Below are 16,986 nucleotides of genomic sequence, written 5' to 3'. Positions count from 1 at the left end.
CCCATTATAACGGCGTCTTCGCTTCCGCGATAAGACCCCAAAAAAACAAATGCTTGGCCGGCTCCTTGACCCGTCGCCGTCAAGGGCAGGGCTTGACGCCCCAGCCTTTGCGGCCGCGCCAGCAGGAGAAATCCTCCTTCACCGAGCGTATGGTCCAGACATTGCCTTCGCGGGAGAGCTGGAAGCGCTGGCGCATGCCCTTGACGCTGTCGTCCATCAGGCCTTCGCGCAGCAGCGCGATGCTGGCCTTGTCGAAGGCTTCCGGCGGGCTGGTCTGTATCACTTTCAGGCTGCGGTATTCGAACTGGCCGTCTTCGCCCAGCCGGTTCTTGGCGAAGCGCAACACCACTTCCAGCGGCAGTTCGCCGGGCTGGCCGGCAAAGGGGAAGCGCGTCTCGTCGCTATAGGCGGAGGCGGAGGCGGGCATTCCGGCCAGTAAGGCCGCGGCGCAGAGAACGATGGTTTTCAATTGCCAGTCTTTCCTTGTCGAAAACCAGATTCGACCGGCCCACGCGCCAAATAGTTGCGCGGGCTTAGAAGCGATTCAAAGTCTGCCGCGCTTCGGCGATACGGCGTTGAAAACGCTTTCAGGATGCTCATGCGCCACCTGTGCATTCCGCTTCTTCAAGCGTTTTCGCCTTGTCTCGCCTTCGCTCGCGAGATCGTAAACACGTTCTTAGACCCGGCCGGCCAGATGGGCGTCGCGGAAGCGCTCCAGTTGCCGCAGCAGCGCCTCGAGTATGCCCGGCTCCCACACAGAGTGGCCGGCGGCTTCCACCAGTTCGTAGTGGGCCTGCGGCCAGGCCTGGGCCAGCCTCAGCGCGGTGGAGGGCGGGCAGACCACGTCGTAACGGCCTTGCACGATGGCGGCGGGAATGTGGCGGATGCGCGCCAGCCCGTCCAGCAGCGCGCCTTCCGGCAAAAACACGCGGTTGACGAAGTAATGGGCCTCCAGCCGCGCCAGCGACAAGGCCACGTATTCGCTGCCGGCGCGCTCAGCGGCGTCGGCATTGGGGCGCAGCGCGACGCAAGCGCCCTCGTAACGTCCCCAGGCGCGGCAGGCCGGCAGGTGCACCGCCGGGTCCGGGTCGGTCAGCCGCCGGTAATAGGCGGCCAGCAAGTCGCCGCGCTCCGCCTCCGGGATGGGCGCGACGAAGCGTTGCCACTCCTCGGGAAAGAACTGACCCATGCCGTGCAGAAACCAGTCGATCTCGCGGCGCTCGCCCAGGAAAATGCCGCGCAGAATCAGGCCGCTGACGCGTTCCGGATACGCCTGGGCGTAAGCCAGCGCCAGCGTGCTGCCCCAGGAGCCGCCGAACACCAGCCAGCGCTCTATGCCCAGTTGCTCGCGCAGCCGCTCGATGTCCGCCACCAGATGGGCGGTGCTGTTGTCGCGCAGCTCGCCGCGCGGCGAGGAGCGGCCGCTGCCGCGCTGATCGAACAGCACCGCGCGGTAAAAACTGGGATCGAACAACTGGCGGCAGGCCGGCACGCAGCCGTCTCCGGGGCCGCCGTGCAGATAGAGGACCGGATACCCCTGCGGCTGGCCGCACTGCTCCCAATACATGGAATGCAAGCCGTCCAGCGGCAGCATGCCGCTGGCAAACGGTTCTATCGGCGGATACAGCATGGCTTCTCCATCAAAAGTTCGGTTTCTTAGAGCCTGTTCAAAGTCCCGCGAGCCAGAGCGAGACAAGGCGAAAATTAGCGAAAAAGCGGAATGTACGAGGGGTACTGAGCATTTTGAGCTGGTTTTTAACGCCGTATCGCCGAAGCGCAGCAGACTATGAACAGGATTATTAGCCGCGCAGCAGGCTATACAACATCTCACTGGCCATCGTCGCCATCAAGGCGGCGAACACCTGCTTCAAACGGGCCACCGGCAGCTTGTGCGCGGCGCGCGCGCCCAGCGGCGCCATCAGCACCGTCATCAGCATCAGCGCCAGCATCGCCGGCAGATAGATAAAACCCAAGGCGCCTGCCGGCAAGCCGGCAACGCTCCAGCCGCTGTAGAGATAGCCGACGGCGCCGGACACGGCGATGGGCCAGCCCAAGGCCGCGCTGGTGGCGATGGCGGTGTGCACCGGCACATTGCACCAACTCATATAAGGCACGCTCATGGAACCGCCGCCTATGCCCACCCAACTGGAAATCATGCCTATCGCGCCGCCGGCGCCCCACTGCCCGGCCTGGCCCGGCATTCCGCGGCTGGCTTGCGGCTTGAGATTGAAGAACATCTGCACGGCGACCAGGTAGGCGTAGCCGACGAAGAACCATTTCAACGCCAGCCCGGAAATCGCGCCGGCGATCAGGCTGCCCAGCAAGGTGCCGACCACCATCGCCGGCGCCATCGCCCGCACAATGCGCCAGTCCACCGCGCCCTTTTTGTGATGAGCGCGCACGCTGGACAGGCTGGTGAACACCATTACCGCCAGCGAGGTGCCCACCGCCAGATGCTGAGCATGGTCGCCGCCCAGATGCGCGGCGGACAAGACCCCCAACACCACGGGCACGATGACCAGGCCGCCGCCGACGCCGAGCAGGCCGGCCAGAAAGCCGGCCACCGCGCCGCAGGCCAGCAGCGCCAAAATCAGCGGCACGCTCAGCATGCCAGCAGCTGTTCAGTGATATAGCGCCATTCGTCCTCGCTCAGCGGGGTGATGGACAGCCGGTTGCCGCGCTTGAGCACCGTCATCTCCGCCAGCGGCGGGTGTCGGCGCAGCTCGGCCGGGGACAGCAACCGGGTCTTGCGCAGGAAACGCACGTCCACCGCCAGCCAGCGCGGCGCGTCGGGAGAGGACTTGGGGTCGTAGTAAGGGCTTTCCGGGTCGAACTGGCTGGAGTCCGGATGCGCGGCAGCGGCGATTTCCGCCAGGCCGGCCACGCCCGGCTCCGGGCAGGACGAGTGCCAGAACAGCAGCCGGTCCCCCTCTTTCATGCCGTCGCGCATGAAGTTGCGCGCCTGGTAATTGCGCACGCCGGTCCACTCGAACAAGCGTTCGGGCTCGGCGGCGAGATCGTCGATCGAGGTATCGTCCGGTTCGGACTTCATCAGCCAGTATCGCATGGGCAATGTCTGTTAATCAGTCAGGGAAAGGGTTAACGCTTGCTCAATCTTACTGGAAAGATTGCGGCTTAGGCTGTCTTCACCGCCCCGAAAGGGGGTTCTGAAGTGATATGGAAAGGGAAGACCATGAAAACGCATGAAAAACAGCTGGTGATGGGCCTGTTGCTGAGCGGTGCCTTGAGCGCCTGCGTGGTGGTGCCGCCCCGGGCGGCGCCGGTAGTCGTCAGACCCGCGCCGGTGGTGGTGCGCCCGGCGCCCGTCGTGGTGACGCCCGTCTACGGCTATTACGGCGACTACGGCCGCCGCCCCTGGCGCTAAGCCGCACGCAGATACAGCCAGCCGCCCAGCAAGGCCAGATTCAGCGCCGCGCCGCACCAGAACAGCAGCCGGAACGGCTGCTTGACGGTTTTGTGGCGAAACAGCCGGCGTGCCATCAGGCCGCCGGGCCAGCCGCATAGCACACCCAGCCACAGCAGCCGGGCTTCCGGCGTGCGCGGCCCGCCGCGCTCCGCCGCCCGCTTGTCGCGCCAGTACAGAATGAAGCAGAGCAGACTCAAGCTCAGATACAGCCACGCCACCGCCCACTCCAGCCGCCCCAGCAGGGCCAAGGCCGGCAAAACGGCCAGGAAGACGATGGCTATCGGCATAGGGGGCTCAAAGGCAGCCGGCGCAAACCGGATTCGGTCAGCAAATAATCCAGCCGGACGTCCCAGGGCTCGCGCGGCACGCGCTCGACGCGCTGGCAATCGTAGGCCACGCCCACCAGCAAGGGCTTGCCGAACAAGCGCGCGCGCTGGCGGAAGGCCAGCGTGGTGTCGTAGAAGCCGCCGCCCTGCCCCATACGATAGCCCTCGTCGTCGATGGCCAGCAGCGGCACGAACAACACATCCAGCCGTTCGGCGCGCAGCGCCGGGCCATCGTATTCGGCGATCCGGTAGCGCGGATGCAGATACCAGCGGTCAGCCGCGCCCAGACGGCTGAACCACAGCCGGCGGCCGCGCCGCGGAATCTGCGGCAGATAGACTTCCGCGCCGCGCCACAGCGCTGCGCTCATCAGGATTTCCAGATCCAGCTCCGAACCGGCGGCCAGATAAGCGCCCACGCGCTTGCCGCGCTTGAGCAGCCGCGAGGCGTGACGCGCGATCGCCCGCATCGCCTGCAAACGGTAAGAAGCGCTCAGGGCCTGACGCGCGCGGCGAATTTTCCTGCGCAATGCGGGCTTGTCGACGGGAAACGGATCGGAAACAAGAGAGGGTGCGGTCATGGCAGAGGGGGGAGCCCCCGCGAGTGTCGTTCGGGCAAAATTCGCTTGTACCCTGTTTCCAGGGAGGGCCGCCTGCCAGTCATTTCGGGCGCATCCTCTAGAGGACGCGGCACGCCCATGACTCACGCTGGCAGCCTGAAGCGAACGCATTGGTACAAAGGAATTGTGTGCCTTCACAAACACCGCAGGGGGTACTGACCTTGGTGTTCGCCAGCGGGCTGCGGTTTAAAACAGCGCTTGCTGGCTTTCGCGGAGCGCCTGGTCGGCTGCTTCGCTCATACTGCGTATTTTACGCTGAAACGCCGCCATCTCCAAGCCCTCTCCCACTTTTGTCTTCAACAAATCGTGGGCGATGTTCAAGGCGGCCATGATGGCGATCTTGTCGGCGTCCATCACCTTGCCGTGCTGCTGGATCATTTCGATCTTGCCGGCCAGCAGACGCACCGCCTCTTGCAGCGTTTCCTTTTCTTCCGCCGGGGTGCCGATGGTGAAGGAACGTCCCAGCAGTTCGATTTCAACCTGAGCCACGTCGCTCATTCCGCATCCTCCGACGCCTTGGGCAGGCGCTCGACCAGAGCCGCCACCCGCGCGCGGGTTTCGTTCACTCTGAAGTTCAGCTCCGCATTGTCGCGCAGCGCTTCGGACAGCGCTTCGGCAAAACGGCCGTTTTGTGTTTCAAGTTCGCGAATGCGCGCCACCAACGCCGTCACCCGCGACTCGAGATATTCCAGTTCCTTGTCCATGGCGGCGAGGATAGCCGGCGCTTACTTGGCCGTCAAACCCAGCCGCTGCCGCGCTGTGTCCAGCGCGAGACACAGGGCCGCCGCGCCGTCCACCAGCCGCGGGCCGGGCACGACCATGGCGTCGCCCGGCAAGGCGAACAAGGCGTCTTTGGCAACCGCCGGCAGCGTCTGCCAACGACGCCACATCCGCAGGCTGGCCTCGTCGCCGGCCAGAATGGCCTGCGGACGCGCGGCCACCACGGTGGCGGCGGACACTTGCGGCGCCGGCTGCCGGACATCGCCAAACACGTTGACGCCGCCGCATAAGCTGATCAGCGGCCCCATGAAGCTTTGATCGCTGACGGTGAAAATGGGCGTTTGGCTAACCTGATAGAACACCCGCACCGGCGCGCGCGCGCCGTAACGCCGGCGCAACTCGGCCAGGCGCTGGCGATAGCTCGCGGCCGCCTTGCCGGCCGCGGCGTCCACGCCCGCCAGCCGCCCCAAGGCCAGCATTTCCTTGGCCACGTCGTCCGGCTGCAAAGGGTGACTCAGATAGACGGGAATGCCCAGGCCGCGCAAGCGCTCCAGTTCGCGCGGCGCGCCGCCGTCGCGCCAGGCCACCACCAGATCCGGCCGCTGCCGCATCACCGCCTCCAGGCTGAAGCCGGTGAAGCTGCCCACCCGCGGCAAACGCTTGGCGGCGTCCGGATGGTCGCTATGTTCCACCGTGGCCACCAGCTTGTCGCCGGCGCCCACCGCGTACAGCATTTCCGTGGCGTGCGGCACCAGGGTCAGAATCCTTTGCGCCGGCTGCGCCAGCGTGATGGTCTGGCCGCCGCCGTCCTGGGCGCTGACCGCCGCCAAAGCCGGCAGCGCGCCCAGCAGCAAGGCCAGAACCGGCAACCGTCTCATATCTCGCCTTTCAACACCAGCGGCAAGCCGCAGGCCACCAGCGTCACCCGCTGGCAGACCTCCGCCACCGCTTGATTCACCCGCCCCAGCTCGTCGACGAAGCATCGGGTCTGGGCATTGGCCGACACCACGCCCCAGCCGATTTCATTGCTGACCAGCAGCACCTCGCCTCGGGCCTGTTCCAATGCCGCCAGCAGCGCGGCGCGTTCCTGTTCGAAACCGGCGGTGTCGAAACCGCCGTCCTCGTTGAAAAAGCGCATCAGCCACATGCCCAGGCAGTCGACCAAAAGCAGGCCGCCCGCCGCGTCGCGACGCAGCAGCTCGGCGGCCAAGCCGCGGCCGGCCTCCGCTTGCGACCACGCCGCCGGACGCCGTCGACGATGGTGTTCGACGCGAGCGGCGAACTCGGCGTCGCCGCCGCGCAGCTCGGCCGTCGCCAGATAGCAGACCGGACCCGGGTGGGCCAAGGCCAGGGTTTCGGCGTAGCGGCTCTTGCCGCTGCGCGCGCCGCCGGTGATCAGGTGGAGCATGGTTACACCTCTACACTTTTACTGCGCCTGGTAGGTGACGCCGAGATAACCACCTAAACCACTGGTGTTGTAGCCATAAGCCGTGGTGTAGCGTTTCTCGAAGACATTGGTCAGACGCATCATTGCCGTCCATTCCTTGGCTAAACGGTAGTTGGCGAACAGATTGGTCAATGAATAACCGCCCAGCGTGACTGGAACATTGGGATAAGGCCGGTAGTCAACATCCGGACGCTTGGCGCTAGCCTGCCATTCAACCCCTGTGATCGCCTTACCCCAGTCATAGGCGGCACTCAGTTGAGCAAAGGCACGCGCACGACGTTGCAACTGTAAATGGCTGCTCTCATCAATCGGATCCTGGTAGGTAGCCGAACCGCTAAGATCCCACGCACCATATGTAGCAGCGCCGGACAAAGTGACGCCCCTATTATGGGCATCACGATTGAGGGAGTGGTCTTTCTGATAAACAATCAGGTTTTCAATTCGATTATCAAACCAGGACAGTTCCAAGCGGCGGCCTTTACCAAGCCACTTCAAGCCCAGCTCGATATTACGCGAGGTTTCAGGCTGCAATGACGGGTTGCCATAGTTGGGCCAATACAAGTCATTGAAGGTTGGCGCCTTGTATGCCGTTCCATAGCTGGCACGCGCAGTCAACTCATCGCTGAAGCGATAACCATAGGCCAGCTGTCCTGTCGTCTTACCTCCAAACTGGGAGTCCCTATCATTGCGTAGGTTTGCCTGCACCAAATTATGGCCGAACTCCCCGGAGTAGCCTACAAATCCGGCATTATTGGTGCGTTGAGTCACCGAGTACCCATTCGGCAAATAAGTAGATTGACCGTCAACATTCTGCTGAGTATGCACCGCGCCAGCCAAGAAAGTGCCTATGCCTGTCTTGATATCATTCTGCCAGAACCATTCATTCTGACGAGTTTCTATCAAGCTGCTACGGTTAACCATATCACTGGCAACCCACGTCTCTTGACGATCAACGGTATGACTGAAACGCAAAGTGCTGGACCAATGATCAGTCAACGCGTTTTTTGATTGAATCGTAAAGCCGTTTTGCCTGTTTTTCTGCAAATCTTCGCCCACAGACGATTGGTCGAAATCAAGTTTGCTAAAGGTTTGAAAAGCACGCACTGTCAGTTCATGCCCCGGCAACAGTGTTTGGGTAACGTTAGCGCTATATGAAAGGTTGCGATACGGATCTCGATCCGGATTGTAGTTTGAACTGTCCCGATTCGTCGCGGAAATACCTTCGTTCATTTCATGGTTCAAATTCAGGCTGAACGCCGTATTCTCAACTTTACCGCTGATCCCTGCCCCGGCCTTCATCAGGCCATGGTCGCCCACACCAAAGCTGGCATTCAACTTGGGACTACCTTTGCCTTCACGAGTAAAAATCTGGATCACACCACCAATCGCATCCGCGCCATATAGACTGGAACCAGACCCTCTCAAAATCTCCACTCTCTCGATCTGTTCGAGAGGAATGTTCTCCACTGCGCTGGTGCCTGTTGTAGCCGAGACGATACGCACGCCGTCCACTAACACCACCGTCTGATTGGCGTTGGCTCCACGCATGAAAATACTGGACGGTGCACCACGCGTTCCCGTACTGACAATTTCCAGGCCACCTTGACGCGACAGCAACTGAGGTAAGCTGGTTGCCGCTGATTGCTCAATCTGCTCACGCGTAATCACACTCACATCGGACAAGGTCTTGGAAATTTCCTGCGGCTGGCGCGTAGCAGTCACCACTACCGGATCCCCGGCGAACTCGGGCACATTGGCGGCATAGGCCTGGCCGGCGCAGGCCAGCGAGACCAGCAAGGCGCATTGTTGGGGTTTGAACATGAAACACACTCCACATCGAATCTGGCCGCCAGGGCGGCATGGTTAGGAAGAGTGCGAAGAAGGCATGAAAAGGGGGACGCCGCGGCAGGACGCCGGGCCGTCTGTCGGATCGCCTCCCCGCGATACTCCAGTGCGGCCGCCTTCCGGGCGGCCATTGGGCGGGCGCGAGTGTGGTTTCCATGATCGCGCATGCCAGCAGGCCGGTCTCCGGGCTCGGCCTTGCGGCGATGCGCCTTCCCATCCGATGGACAGTGGCCGTTGCATCGCCTGGGCGTTGAGGTTCAACGTCTCGCGCGTCGAGCGCGACTCGGTTGAACAGCTTCACACGCCAGGCCTTACCGTTGCGGGGGCAGCGCCGGTCTTGCACCGGCTTCCCGTTTCATCCGCGGCGCTTGAGCCGCGGACACCTGCTAGGTTCCGGATTATACCGGAGAGCATCCCGACAGGATGGCGCCAAAAGAAATATGTTTAGTTAGGATCAAATCGTCCACCGGCTGCGGGTTGCCCCGGTGGCGGGCTATCGCTTAAAGTCGCCGCTGAATCACTCTCTCATCCAGGCTGGAGTTGGCCATCTCATGACATTCATCGATACCTTTCGCTCACCCGATTTCGCCGCCTACCAGGCCGCCCGTGCCCGCCAGGCCACACTCACCAAGCCGGCGGGCAGCCTGGGCAGGCTGGAAGAGCTGGCCTGCCGCTTCGCCGCCTGGCAGGGCAAGGTCTGCCCGGACGCGCTGCGGCCGGCGATCACGGTGTTCGCCGGCGATCACGGCGTGACGGCGGAAGGCGTGTCCGCCTATCCCTCGGTGGTGACCGGCGAAATGGTGCGCAATTTCGCCAATGGCGGCGCGGCCATCTGCGTGTTGGCGCAAAGCCTGGATGCCAGGCTGGAGGTGGTGGACGCCGGCGTGCTCAGCGACGTCTCCGCGCTGCCCATCGTCCACGCCAAAGTGCGGGCCGGCACCGGCAATCTGGCCAGGGAGGCCGCAATGACGCCGGCACAGGCGGAGGCCGCGCTGGAAGTGGGCCGCCTGGCCGCGCGCCGCGCGCTGGACGGCGGCGCCAATTTGCTGATCGCCGGCGACATGGGCATCGGCAACACCACCGCGTCCGCCGCGCTGATCTGCCGGCTGGCGGACTTGCCGCCGGAGCGCATCGTCGGCCGCGGTACCGGCCTGGACGAGGCCGGCCTGGACACCAAGCGCCAAATGGTGCGCACCGCGCTGGCCCGCGTCGCCGAGCGCGATTTGTCCGCGTTGGACATCCTGGCCGAGCTGGGCGGCCTGGAAATCGCCGCCATGGCCGGCTTCTATCTGGAAAGCGCCGCGCAAGGCGCGCCGGCGCTGGTGGACGGCTTCATTTCCAGCGCCGCCGCGCTCTGCGCGCTGGCGCTGGAGCCGCGCGCGGGAGATTGGCTGCTGGCCAGCCACCGCTCGGAAGAAACCGGCCACCTGCTGGCGCTGCACGCGCTGAAGCTGGAGCCGGTGCTGGACCTGGGCATGCATCTGGGCGAGGGATCCGGCGCTGCCTTGTGCGTGCCCTTGCTGCAAATGGCCATCCGCCTGCACAACGAGATGGCCACCTTCGCCGAGGCGGGCATCACCGGAAAAGCGGAATGAACCCCTATACCCTGACCCTGTTGCGTCACGGCGAAATCGATCATGAGGGCCGCTTGATCGGCAGTTGCGATCTGCCGCTGAACGCCACCGGACACATTCAGATGGCGCAAAGCTGGCAGCGCATTTGCGCGCTGGCGCCGGTGACGGCGATGGCCAGCTCGCCTTTGCAGCGTTGCCGCGAGTTCGCGGTCCAGCACGCTCTGCACGGCTCGCTGACGCTGAAAGTGGACCCGCGCTTCGCGGAAATGGACTTTGGCGACTGGGACGGCATGGACGTGCAGGTGCTGGCGCAGCGCTATCCGGACTGGCGCGCCAAACTGGCGGCCGGGGAGCTGACGCCGCCGGGCGGCGAAGCTTACGATGGCTTCCGCACCCGAGTGCTGGCCGGCCTGTCCGAGTGGATGACCACGGCCAGCGGCAGCCACCGCGTGCTGGTCACCCACGGCGGCGTCATCACCACCTTGCTGGCGGAGTTGCTGGGCGCCGATTTTGCGGTGGCCAAGCTGATGACGGTGCAGCGCGGCGGCTTTGCCCAATTATCCATCCTGGACGGGCACCCGGCCTATTTGATGCGGCTGGAAGCACCGTGCGCGGACTGATTCTGGCGCTGCAGTTCCTGACCCGCCTGCCCACGCCGCAGCTGCGCGAGTTCAAGCCCGAGTGGTTGGCCGACAGCGCTCGCTGGTTCGCCGCGGTGGGCTTGATCGTCGGCGCGCTATTGCTGGCGGCGCTGACCCTGGGCCGCCTGAGCGATCCTTGGCTGGCGGCGCTGCTGGCGCTCTTGATGTGGACCTGGGTCACCGGCGGCCTGCATCTGGACGGCTTGGGCGATCTCGCCGACGCGCTGGGCGCCGCCCACCGTTCGCGCGAACGTTTCTTCGAGGTGCTGAAAGATCCTCACGTCGGCAGCTTCGGCGCGCTGGCGCTGATCCTGGCCATCGTCGCCAAGCTGGTCTTGCTGATGTTGCTGGCCAAACAGCCGGCGCCGCCCTGGGGCCTGCTGCTGATCCCCGCCTGGTGCCGCTGTTTCGCGGTGTACTGGTCGGCCAGCCTGCCGGCGATCGCGCCCGGCAGCGGCGAGCGCTTCGCCTGGCGGCGGCACGGCCCCAGCCTGGCGGTCAACGCGGCGCTGCTGGCGGTGTTGTCGGCCTGGCTGGCCCCGGCATTGCTGCTGGCGCCTTTGGCGGCGCTGGCCTGGCGGCGCTTCCTGCTGCGCAAGCTGGGCGGCATGACCGGGGACTGCCTGGGCGCGGGCATTGAGTTGTGCGAAATCGGCCTCTTGCTGCTTTTGGCGGTCCGCTGGCCGGCGCTCTAGCAACGCTGCAACGATACCGCCATCTCCCCGTCATCCGGCGGTGATGCCGAGCGCGGATACTGGCGGCGTCGTCATCGCACGGAGCCGCCATGGCCCATCTGGAGATCAGCTGCGAGCGCGGCCGGCTGGACCGCGACATGATTCAGCGCTTCCTGTCTCAAACCCATTGGGCGCAAGGCCTGACGCCGGAGCAGCTGGACAAGGCCATAGCGCACTCGCTGGTGTTCGGCGCCTACCGCGGACAACGGCAACTGGGCTTTGCCCGCATCGTCACCGACTACGCCAGCTTCGCCTATTTGTCCGATGTGTTCGTGCTGGCCGAGGCCCGTCGCCTCGGCGTCGGCCGCGCCTTGATGGAGGCGGCGCTGGCCCACCCCGAGCTGCAGCAGCTGCGGCGCTTTCTGCTGGTGTCCCGCGACGCGCGCCCGTTCTACCGCCGGCTGGGCTTTGCCGAACTGCGCGACGGCGAACGCTATATGGAGCTGCGGCGCGAGCCGGCGGCGCAGCCGGCGCGCGCCTGGTCCTGGTTCCGCGCAAATAAAAACGCCGCTTGATGAGAGCGGCGTTCTTGCATGCGTCAACGATTTAAAGCGTGCCGGCCAGCTTCTTATTGCGCATCAGGCACAGCATGTCACAGGCCAGATGCGCGGCGGCAAGGGCGGTCACCTCGCTATTGTCGTACGCGGGCGCTACTTCCACCACGTCCATGCCGACGATGTTCAGATCGCCCAGATTGCGGACGATCTTCAAAGCCTGAGCGCTGCTGAGGCCGCCCGGCACCGGGGTGCCGGTGCCCGGCGCGAAGGCCGGGTCCAGACAGTCGATGTCGAAGGTCAGGTAGACCGGGCTGTCGCCGATCACTTCCTTGATGCGCGCGATGGTGGCGTCCACGCCGTTGTCGTGCACCCAGGGCGCGTCCAGCACATTCATGCCCATGAAGTCGTCGTTCCAGGTGCGGATGCCCACTTGCACCGACTTCTTCGGATCGATCAGGCCATCCTTCACCGCCTTGTAGAACATGGTGCCGTGGTTCAGGCTGTCCGGCTCGTCGTCCGGCCAGGTGTCGCAGTGCGCGTCGAAATGCAGCAGCGCCAGCGGCTTGCCGTATTTCTCCGCGTGCGCGATCAGCAGCGGGTAGGTGATGAAATGGTCGCCGCCGAAGGTCAGCATCTTGGCGCCGGAGGCCAGGATGGTGCGCGCGTGCTCGATGATGGAGGGCTTGATGGTCAGCGGATTATGCGCGTCGAACCAGCAATCGCCGTAGTCGATCACGGCCAGATCGTCGAAGGGGTTGAAGCCCCAGGGGAAGGGGCTCAACTCGGCCAGCTGCACGCTGGCGGCGCGGATCGCCTGCGGACCCAGCCGCGCGCCGGAGCGGAAGGTGGTGGACAGGTCCAGCGGAATGCCGGACACCACCACGTCGGCGCCGGTCAGATCTCGGCTATAGTTGCGGCGCATGAAGGACAGCACGCCGGCATAGGTGTTTTCAATGGAAGAGCCGTACAGGCCCTGACGGCGGATCGCGCCGTCGCCGTAAATGGTTTCGCTCATGAATACTCTCCGCGAGAGAGTACGCCGGGCTCAGGCGTCCCGACGATTACCGTCCATTTTGCACAGCCGACGGCTTGAGGCTGCCGCCCCCCTTGGGGCGGAACCCCGAAGTTTGCCGCGATGCGCGCGGACGCACAAGAGCCAATCGAATCAATGGCTTTCCAGCTGGATGCGCCACAGCCGAAAACGCAGTCTCACGTCGTACCAGACCGGGCGCAGCCCCAGCAGAAACAAGAGCAGCGCCAGCGGCAGGGTGAAGCTGTATCCCATATGCTTGAAGCCCAGCGCCCCCACCACGCCGCCGCCGAAAAACGACAGCAGGATCAGCAGATAGGTGCGCAGCTTGACGCGGTTGGCGCGCACGTCCTTGACCTTGGGCATGCTTTCCCGGCCGTAGTAGCTGAGCTTGGCCAGCTCGATGCCGATGTCGGTGGCGATGCCGGTCATGTGGGTGCTGCGCAACAGGCCGCCGGACAGCTTGGTGACGATGGTGTTGTGCATGCCCATGATGAAGCAGAGCAACATCACGGTCAGCGGGGTGAAAAAGCCCTTGTGCAAGGACAGCGCGGCCCCCAGCAGGCCAAACAGCAGCAGCAGGCCGGCCTCTTCCATCATGGACACGCCGTAACCGCCGCGCAGACGCTGCCGGCGCGCCCACAGGATCAACCAGGAACTGTGCATGGCGCCGGCGATGAAGCACAGCAGCATCACCAGCAAGGACAGGCCCAGCGTCACCTCGCCCAGCGCGAACTCGTCGGCCATGCCGGACACGATGCCGGACATGTGCGAGGTGTAGCGGTGCACGGCGAGAAAGCCGCCGGCGTTGAGCGCGCCGGCGATGAAGGCCATGGACCACCCCAAATGCCGCAAGGTGCGGTCATTGAAACGGCCCCGGTCCAACAGCCGGGTGATGTTGCTTCGTCTGGACATATCCTGCTGACAGAATGAACAACGGCGGCCAGAGGCCGCCGTCATCGGAGAAATGAAGACCTGCGCCTGCGCCCGCTTGGGGCGATGCTTGATAGTGCATCGCCGCGCCGGCGCTGGCAAGCGGTCAGATCAAGACTATCCGTCTCATCCGCAGGATTTCAGGCCGATTCCCGGCGTCAGCCGCTTTTGCAGCCCCTTGAGCTTGTCGGCCTGCTGCGCGTCCAGCGTCTTGAAGCTGAGCGTGGTCTTGCTCGCCTTCTGCCCCTTCTGCTGCACCAGCGCCTTGTCGTAGCCGGCCGCCTTCAGCCGCGCGGCCAGACCCTTGGCCGCGTCTTCCTTGCCGAACAGGCCCAGCGACAGATGGCCTTTGAAGTCGTCGTTCTTGACGATGTAGTTGTCAAAGCCCTTACCCTTCAGTTCCGACGACAGCGTCGACGTCTCCGCTTGGGTGGCCAGCGGCGGATAATAGACCCAGAAGCGCCCGCCGCCGGCGGTTTCTTCCTTGCTGGCCTCGCTCAGCTGGCCGGCCTTGAGCTTGAGCTGCGGCACACCGCCCTTGACCCTGGCCAGCAGCTTGTCGTCCAGCGGCCCCCATTGCAGGCAGGCCGCGGCGGCTTCCGCCGGCTTGGCCGTTTCGGCCTTGGGCTCCGGCTTGGCGGTCTCCGTTTTGGCAACCTCCGCCTTGGCGGCCGCTGTTTTCGGCGCGGACGCTTCCTGGGCCTTAGGCTTGGCCGCGGCCAGCTTGTCCGCTTTGGGCGCGGAAGATTCGCGCAGCGGCTCCGCCGCCGGGGCGGACGCGGCCGGCGCGGAGGCGTTCGGCTTCCAATTGGCCGGCAGCAGCTTGACCAGTTCCGGGCTCACTTCCTGCGCCCGCACGTCCGCCGGCGGACGCTGTTTGAACGAGCCATACATCGCCACCAGCAAATTCAGCACCACGACCAAGGCTAGAAACCACTTCATTTTTCGTCGGCCACTCTTAATAAGCCCAATAACACCAGATTATCCACGATCTCGACCGGCCCGGCGAGCCAAGGCGCCAAGCGCGCCGCGTCGCCGCCGGTCAACAGCACCCGCACCGGAGCGCGTCCGGTATGCGCCTGCAATTGCCGACGCTGCGTTTCCACCGCGCCGGTCAGCGCGTACACCGCCCCGCTGGCCAAGGCGTCTTCCGTGCCTTGCGGGAACGGCGTCACCACGCCGGCGGAACGGTCCAGATTGGCGGTGTTGCGCGCCAGGCTGCTCAACATCAGCTTCAGCCCGGGCACGATCAGCCCGCCCAGATAATCACCCTCGGCCGTCAAGGCCTCCACGGTCAGCGCGGTGCCGGCGCAGGCCACGATCAAGTCGTCCCTATGCAGTTGCCGCGCGGCCAGCACCGCCAGCCAGCGGTCGGCCCCCTGCTCGGCCGGGTTGCGGTAGGCGTTGCGCACATCGCCGAAACCGGCCTCCGCCCGCACCCATCGCAAGGGACAGGGCGTTGCCGCCTCCAAGGCTTGCGCCGCCTCCGCCCGCGCCACCGACGCGCCCCAGGCGGCCGTGATCGGCCATTGTCGCCAGACTTCAGCCAGGCTGGCGATGTCGCCATGCTCCACCGCGCCCTGCACCAGCCAGTCACGGCCATCATGCACCGCCCATTTGACCCGGCTATTACCGGCGTCGATCAACAACTTCATGCCAGTTTCCTCAAACTGACCTCGCCGGCGTGATACGTCTTCACGCCGTCGGCGGTGTCCACCAGCAGGGCGCCGCTCTCGGCCACGCCGCGCGCCACGCCCTGCACCGGCTCGCCATGGGAAAAACTCAGGCAGACCGGCGCGTCCTGATGCGCGGACAAGCTCATCCACTCCTGCCGCAAGGGCACGAAGCCATGACGGTCGAAATCGCTCAGCACCCGGTGCAGTTCGTTCAGCAGCTCCGCCAGCAACGCGCTGCGCGCCAGCTTGACGCCCGCCTCGGCCAAACAGGCCACCGGCTGATCCACTTCGCCCGGTTCGCCCACATTCATGCCGATGCCGATCACCACCGCGGTCGGACCCAGCGCGTCGCCGGACAGTTCTATCAGGATGCCGGCCAACTTGCGCTCGTTCAACAACACATCGTTCGGCCACTTCAAGGCCACCGGCGCGCCCAGCCGCCGCAGCGTCCGCGCCAAGGCCACCCCTACCGCCAGGGACAGGCCGGCCAATTGGGACAGGCCGCGGTCGAAGCGCCACAGCAGGGAGAACGTCAGACCCGAGCCCAGCCGCGCCTGCCAGCGCCGCCCCAAGCGCCCGCGGCCGGCGGTTTGCAGCTCCGTCGCCAATACCAGGCCGTGCAGGCCGCCGCTGGCGGCTCGCGCCAGCAGCTGGGAATTGGTGGAGTCGGTGCGCTCCGCCACCGCCAGCGTGAAGGTATCCGCCGCCGCCTCGCTCAGGCCGTCGCGGATGGCCGACACGTCCAGCCATTCAAACGGCGCTTCCAAGCGATAGCCCTGCCCGCGCACGCTGAATACGGTGACGCCCAGGTCTTGCTGGATGGCGTGCACCGCCTGCCAGACCAGGGTGCGGGAACAGCCCAGTTCGCCGGCGATGTCTTCGCCGGAATGGAAACGGCCGTCGGCGAGACGGCGCAGCACCGCGAAAGCGTGTTCGCTCACCGGCCGGCCTCGCTGGCCCGAATCTTATTCAAGGTGGAGGTGGTGGAGGTGTCGAACAGGAAGGGAATGGAGTGCACCTGGCCGCCGCGCGCCAGCGTCTCGGCGCTGCCGACGATCTTGTCCGGCGTCCAGTCGCCGCCCTTGACCAGCACATCGGGACGCACCTGTTCTATCAGCTGCGCCGGGGTGTCTTCGTCGAAACAGATCACCAGGCTGACGCTTTCCAAGGCGGCCAATACCGCCGCGCGGTTGTCCTGATGATTGATGGGCCGGTCGTCGCCCTTGCCCAGGCGGCGCACCGAGGCGTCGGTGTTCAAACCCAGCACCAGGCTGGCGCCCAAGGCGCGCGCCTGCGCGAGATAGGTCACATGCCCGCGGTGCAGGATATCGAAGCAGCCATTGGTGAAGACGATGGGGCGCGGCAAGGCCGCCAGCTTGTCCGCCAGCTGTTCCTGAGTGCAGATTTTATTTTCGAACAAAGGTGTCGGGTAGGACATCGGCTTCCTTCAAACTCGGCAATCGTCCATGGGCGGCCACGCCCCCATGGACATCAAGTTGCGAAGGATACCACAGCCCCC

General features: G+C 65.0%; 22 protein-coding genes, 1 other RNA gene and 1 riboswitch. Of the genes, 5 read left to right on the top strand and 18 right to left on the bottom strand.

The genetic code is table 11. From position 1 onward, the window contains the following. Positions 1-79: 79 nt before the first annotated feature. The 4 genes from AB1Z25_RS00160 to AB1Z25_RS00145 all read right to left on the bottom strand — a co-directional run bounded on the left by AB1Z25_RS00160 (position 80) and on the right by AB1Z25_RS00145 (position 3,067). A complete protein-coding gene (locus AB1Z25_RS00160; RefSeq protein ID WP_486636353.1) occupies positions 80-469 on the bottom strand; it encodes a hypothetical protein in 390 nt (129 codons plus the stop codon). A 207-nt stretch (positions 470-676) separates the two neighbouring features. Further along, a complete protein-coding gene (gene pip, locus AB1Z25_RS00155; protein ID WP_486636352.1) occupies positions 677-1,630 on the bottom strand; it encodes a prolyl aminopeptidase in 954 nt (317 codons plus the stop codon). 169 nt (positions 1,631-1,799) lie between these two features. Further along, on the bottom strand, positions 1,800-2,609 hold the full coding sequence (locus AB1Z25_RS00150; protein ID WP_107801130.1) for a sulfite exporter TauE/SafE family protein: 810 nt from the start codon (positions 2,607-2,609) through the stop codon (positions 1,800-1,802). After that, positions 2,603-3,067 carry an EVE domain-containing protein gene (locus AB1Z25_RS00145; RefSeq protein ID WP_486636351.1) on the bottom strand — a complete coding sequence of 155 codons (465 nt, stop codon included), beginning with the start codon at positions 3,065-3,067 and terminating at the stop codon, positions 2,603-2,605. Before AB1Z25_RS00145 ends, AB1Z25_RS00150 begins: the two co-directional genes overlap by 7 nt. 126 nt (positions 3,068-3,193) lie before the next feature. Here AB1Z25_RS00145 and AB1Z25_RS00140 point away from each other — a divergent pair, with 126 nt between their 5' ends. Then, positions 3,194-3,385, top strand: a complete 192-nt coding sequence (locus AB1Z25_RS00140; protein WP_235085075.1) for a hypothetical protein — start codon at positions 3,194-3,196, stop codon at positions 3,383-3,385. On the opposite strand, the gene AB1Z25_RS00135 is transcribed toward AB1Z25_RS00140, so the two are convergent. The 8 genes from AB1Z25_RS00135 to AB1Z25_RS00100 form a co-directional block, all read right to left on the bottom strand. After that, on the bottom strand, positions 3,382-3,714 hold the full coding sequence (locus AB1Z25_RS00135; protein WP_107801133.1) for a DUF1294 domain-containing protein: 333 nt from the start codon (positions 3,712-3,714) through the stop codon (positions 3,382-3,384). The genes AB1Z25_RS00140 and AB1Z25_RS00135 overlap by 4 nt on opposite strands. Further along, positions 3,705-4,280: a 5-formyltetrahydrofolate cyclo-ligase gene (locus tag AB1Z25_RS00130; protein ID WP_253313564.1), complete on the bottom strand. Its 576-nt coding sequence runs from the start codon at positions 4,278-4,280 to the stop codon at positions 3,705-3,707. The genes AB1Z25_RS00135 and AB1Z25_RS00130 overlap by 10 nt, the downstream gene beginning before the upstream one ends. Before the next feature lie 61 nt (positions 4,281-4,341). Then, a non-coding RNA gene (gene ssrS, locus AB1Z25_RS00125) (6S RNA) lies at positions 4,342-4,525 on the bottom strand. A 31-nt stretch (positions 4,526-4,556) separates the two neighbouring features. Beyond that, positions 4,557-4,868 (bottom strand): cell division protein ZapA, encoded by a 312-nt coding sequence (locus AB1Z25_RS00120; protein ID WP_019101793.1) that lies wholly within the window; start codon positions 4,866-4,868, stop codon positions 4,557-4,559. Further along, positions 4,865-5,074, bottom strand: a complete 210-nt coding sequence (locus tag AB1Z25_RS00115; protein WP_048409989.1) for a hypothetical protein — start codon at positions 5,072-5,074, stop codon at positions 4,865-4,867. The genes AB1Z25_RS00120 and AB1Z25_RS00115 overlap by 4 nt, the downstream gene beginning before the upstream one ends. Before the next feature lie 21 nt (positions 5,075-5,095). Continuing rightward, entirely contained in the window at positions 5,096-5,968 is an 873-nt protein-coding gene (locus tag AB1Z25_RS00110; protein WP_227106366.1) for a cobalamin-binding protein, read from the bottom strand. Further along, complete coding sequence (cobU, locus tag AB1Z25_RS00105; protein ID WP_227106365.1) at positions 5,965-6,498, bottom strand: bifunctional adenosylcobinamide kinase/adenosylcobinamide-phosphate guanylyltransferase; 534 nt, start codon at positions 6,496-6,498, stop codon at positions 5,965-5,967. The genes AB1Z25_RS00110 and cobU overlap by 4 nt, the downstream gene beginning before the upstream one ends. Before the next feature lie 18 nt (positions 6,499-6,516). Then, positions 6,517-8,358 carry a TonB-dependent receptor domain-containing protein gene (locus AB1Z25_RS00100; RefSeq protein ID WP_486636350.1) on the bottom strand — a complete coding sequence of 614 codons (1,842 nt, stop codon included), beginning with the start codon at positions 8,356-8,358 and terminating at the stop codon, positions 6,517-6,519. Between the two features lie 181 nt (positions 8,359-8,539). Then, positions 8,540-8,784, bottom strand: a riboswitch (cobalamin riboswitch). A gap of 149 nt (positions 8,785-8,933) precedes the next feature. On the opposite strand from AB1Z25_RS00100, the gene cobT reads away from it, so the two are divergent. The 4 genes from cobT to AB1Z25_RS00080 all read left to right on the top strand — a co-directional run bounded on the left by cobT (position 8,934) and on the right by AB1Z25_RS00080 (position 11,846). After that, positions 8,934-9,977 (top strand): nicotinate-nucleotide--dimethylbenzimidazole phosphoribosyltransferase, encoded by a 1,044-nt coding sequence (gene cobT / locus AB1Z25_RS00095; protein ID WP_486636349.1) that lies wholly within the window; start codon positions 8,934-8,936, stop codon positions 9,975-9,977. Next, positions 9,974-10,576: a histidine phosphatase family protein gene (locus tag AB1Z25_RS00090; protein ID WP_107801139.1), complete on the top strand. Its 603-nt coding sequence runs from the start codon at positions 9,974-9,976 to the stop codon at positions 10,574-10,576. Before cobT ends, AB1Z25_RS00090 begins: the two co-directional genes overlap by 4 nt. Beyond that, positions 10,564-11,292: an adenosylcobinamide-GDP ribazoletransferase gene (cobS, locus tag AB1Z25_RS00085; RefSeq protein WP_486636348.1), complete on the top strand. Its 729-nt coding sequence runs from the start codon at positions 10,564-10,566 to the stop codon at positions 11,290-11,292. The genes AB1Z25_RS00090 and cobS overlap by 13 nt, the downstream gene beginning before the upstream one ends. A gap of 89 nt (positions 11,293-11,381) precedes the next feature. Continuing rightward, positions 11,382-11,846, top strand: coding sequence for a GNAT family N-acetyltransferase (locus tag AB1Z25_RS00080; protein WP_227106360.1), 465 nt, complete (start codon positions 11,382-11,384; stop codon positions 11,844-11,846). Positions 11,847-11,877: 31 nt separating this feature from the next. Here AB1Z25_RS00080 and speB read toward each other — a convergent pair whose 3' ends face one another. From speB to rfaE2, 6 genes are all read right to left on the bottom strand, one after another. Then, on the bottom strand, positions 11,878-12,843 hold the full coding sequence (gene speB, locus AB1Z25_RS00075) for an agmatinase (protein ID WP_227106359.1): 966 nt from the start codon (positions 12,841-12,843) through the stop codon (positions 11,878-11,880). A 150-nt stretch (positions 12,844-12,993) separates the two neighbouring features. Further along, on the bottom strand, positions 12,994-13,773 hold the full coding sequence (locus AB1Z25_RS00070) for a YoaK family protein (protein ID WP_107801143.1): 780 nt from the start codon (positions 13,771-13,773) through the stop codon (positions 12,994-12,996). A 144-nt stretch (positions 13,774-13,917) separates the two neighbouring features. After that, positions 13,918-14,733 carry an SPOR domain-containing protein gene (locus AB1Z25_RS00065; protein WP_235085086.1) on the bottom strand — a complete coding sequence of 272 codons (816 nt, stop codon included), beginning with the start codon at positions 14,731-14,733 and terminating at the stop codon, positions 13,918-13,920. Further along, on the bottom strand, positions 14,730-15,446 hold the full coding sequence (locus AB1Z25_RS00060; protein ID WP_235085089.1) for a type III pantothenate kinase: 717 nt from the start codon (positions 15,444-15,446) through the stop codon (positions 14,730-14,732). Before AB1Z25_RS00060 ends, AB1Z25_RS00065 begins: the two co-directional genes overlap by 4 nt. Beyond that, positions 15,443-16,408 carry a biotin--[acetyl-CoA-carboxylase] ligase gene (locus AB1Z25_RS00055; RefSeq protein WP_227106353.1) on the bottom strand — a complete coding sequence of 322 codons (966 nt, stop codon included), beginning with the start codon at positions 16,406-16,408 and terminating at the stop codon, positions 15,443-15,445. Before AB1Z25_RS00055 ends, AB1Z25_RS00060 begins: the two co-directional genes overlap by 4 nt. Next, positions 16,405-16,905, bottom strand: coding sequence for a D-glycero-beta-D-manno-heptose 1-phosphate adenylyltransferase (gene rfaE2 / locus AB1Z25_RS00050; RefSeq protein WP_235085091.1), 501 nt, complete (start codon positions 16,903-16,905; stop codon positions 16,405-16,407). Before rfaE2 ends, AB1Z25_RS00055 begins: the two co-directional genes overlap by 4 nt. Positions 16,906-16,986 lie beyond the last annotated feature (81 nt).

It is taken from the genome of Chromobacterium sp. HL1 (genome assembly GCF_057418835.1).
The sequence above is the reverse complement of the archived record's forward strand: the minus strand, read 5'-3'. Positions and strand labels throughout refer to the sequence as shown.

Bases quoted from the DNA above. Each gene is read 5' to 3' on its own strand.
- pip (WP_486636352.1), bottom strand. From the start codon at position 1,630: ATGCTGTATCCGCCGATAGAACCGTTTGCCAGCGGCATGCTGCCGCTG.
- AB1Z25_RS00150 (WP_107801130.1), bottom strand. From the start codon at position 2,609: ATGCTGAGCGTGCCGCTGATTTTGGCGCTGCTGGCCTGCGGCGCGGTG.
- AB1Z25_RS00145 (WP_486636351.1), bottom strand. From the start codon at position 3,067: ATGCGATACTGGCTGATGAAGTCCGAACCGGACGATACCTCGATCGAC.
- AB1Z25_RS00140 (WP_235085075.1), top strand. From the start codon at position 3,194: ATGAAAACGCATGAAAAACAGCTGGTGATGGGCCTGTTGCTGAGCGGT.
- AB1Z25_RS00135 (WP_107801133.1), bottom strand. From the start codon at position 3,714: ATGCCGATAGCCATCGTCTTCCTGGCCGTTTTGCCGGCCTTGGCCCTG.
- AB1Z25_RS00120 (WP_019101793.1), bottom strand. From the start codon at position 4,868: ATGAGCGACGTGGCTCAGGTTGAAATCGAACTGCTGGGACGTTCCTTC.
- AB1Z25_RS00115 (WP_048409989.1), bottom strand. From the start codon at position 5,074: ATGGACAAGGAACTGGAATATCTCGAGTCGCGGGTGACGGCGTTGGTG.
- AB1Z25_RS00110 (WP_227106366.1), bottom strand. From the start codon at position 5,968: ATGAGACGGTTGCCGGTTCTGGCCTTGCTGCTGGGCGCGCTGCCGGCT.
- cobU (WP_227106365.1), bottom strand. From the start codon at position 6,498: ATGCTCCACCTGATCACCGGCGGCGCGCGCAGCGGCAAGAGCCGCTAC.
- AB1Z25_RS00100 (WP_486636350.1), bottom strand. From the start codon at position 8,358: ATGTTCAAACCCCAACAATGCGCCTTGCTGGTCTCGCTGGCCTGCGCC.
- cobT (WP_486636349.1), top strand. From the start codon at position 8,934: ATGACATTCATCGATACCTTTCGCTCACCCGATTTCGCCGCCTACCAG.
- AB1Z25_RS00090 (WP_107801139.1), top strand. From the start codon at position 9,974: ATGAACCCCTATACCCTGACCCTGTTGCGTCACGGCGAAATCGATCAT.
- AB1Z25_RS00080 (WP_227106360.1), top strand. From the start codon at position 11,382: ATGGCCCATCTGGAGATCAGCTGCGAGCGCGGCCGGCTGGACCGCGAC.
- speB (WP_227106359.1), bottom strand. From the start codon at position 12,843: ATGAGCGAAACCATTTACGGCGACGGCGCGATCCGCCGTCAGGGCCTG.
- AB1Z25_RS00070 (WP_107801143.1), bottom strand. From the start codon at position 13,773: ATGTCCAGACGAAGCAACATCACCCGGCTGTTGGACCGGGGCCGTTTC.
- AB1Z25_RS00065 (WP_235085086.1), bottom strand. From the start codon at position 14,733: ATGAAGTGGTTTCTAGCCTTGGTCGTGGTGCTGAATTTGCTGGTGGCG.
- AB1Z25_RS00060 (WP_235085089.1), bottom strand. From the start codon at position 15,446: ATGAAGTTGTTGATCGACGCCGGTAATAGCCGGGTCAAATGGGCGGTG.
- rfaE2 (WP_235085091.1), bottom strand. From the start codon at position 16,905: ATGTCCTACCCGACACCTTTGTTCGAAAATAAAATCTGCACTCAGGAA.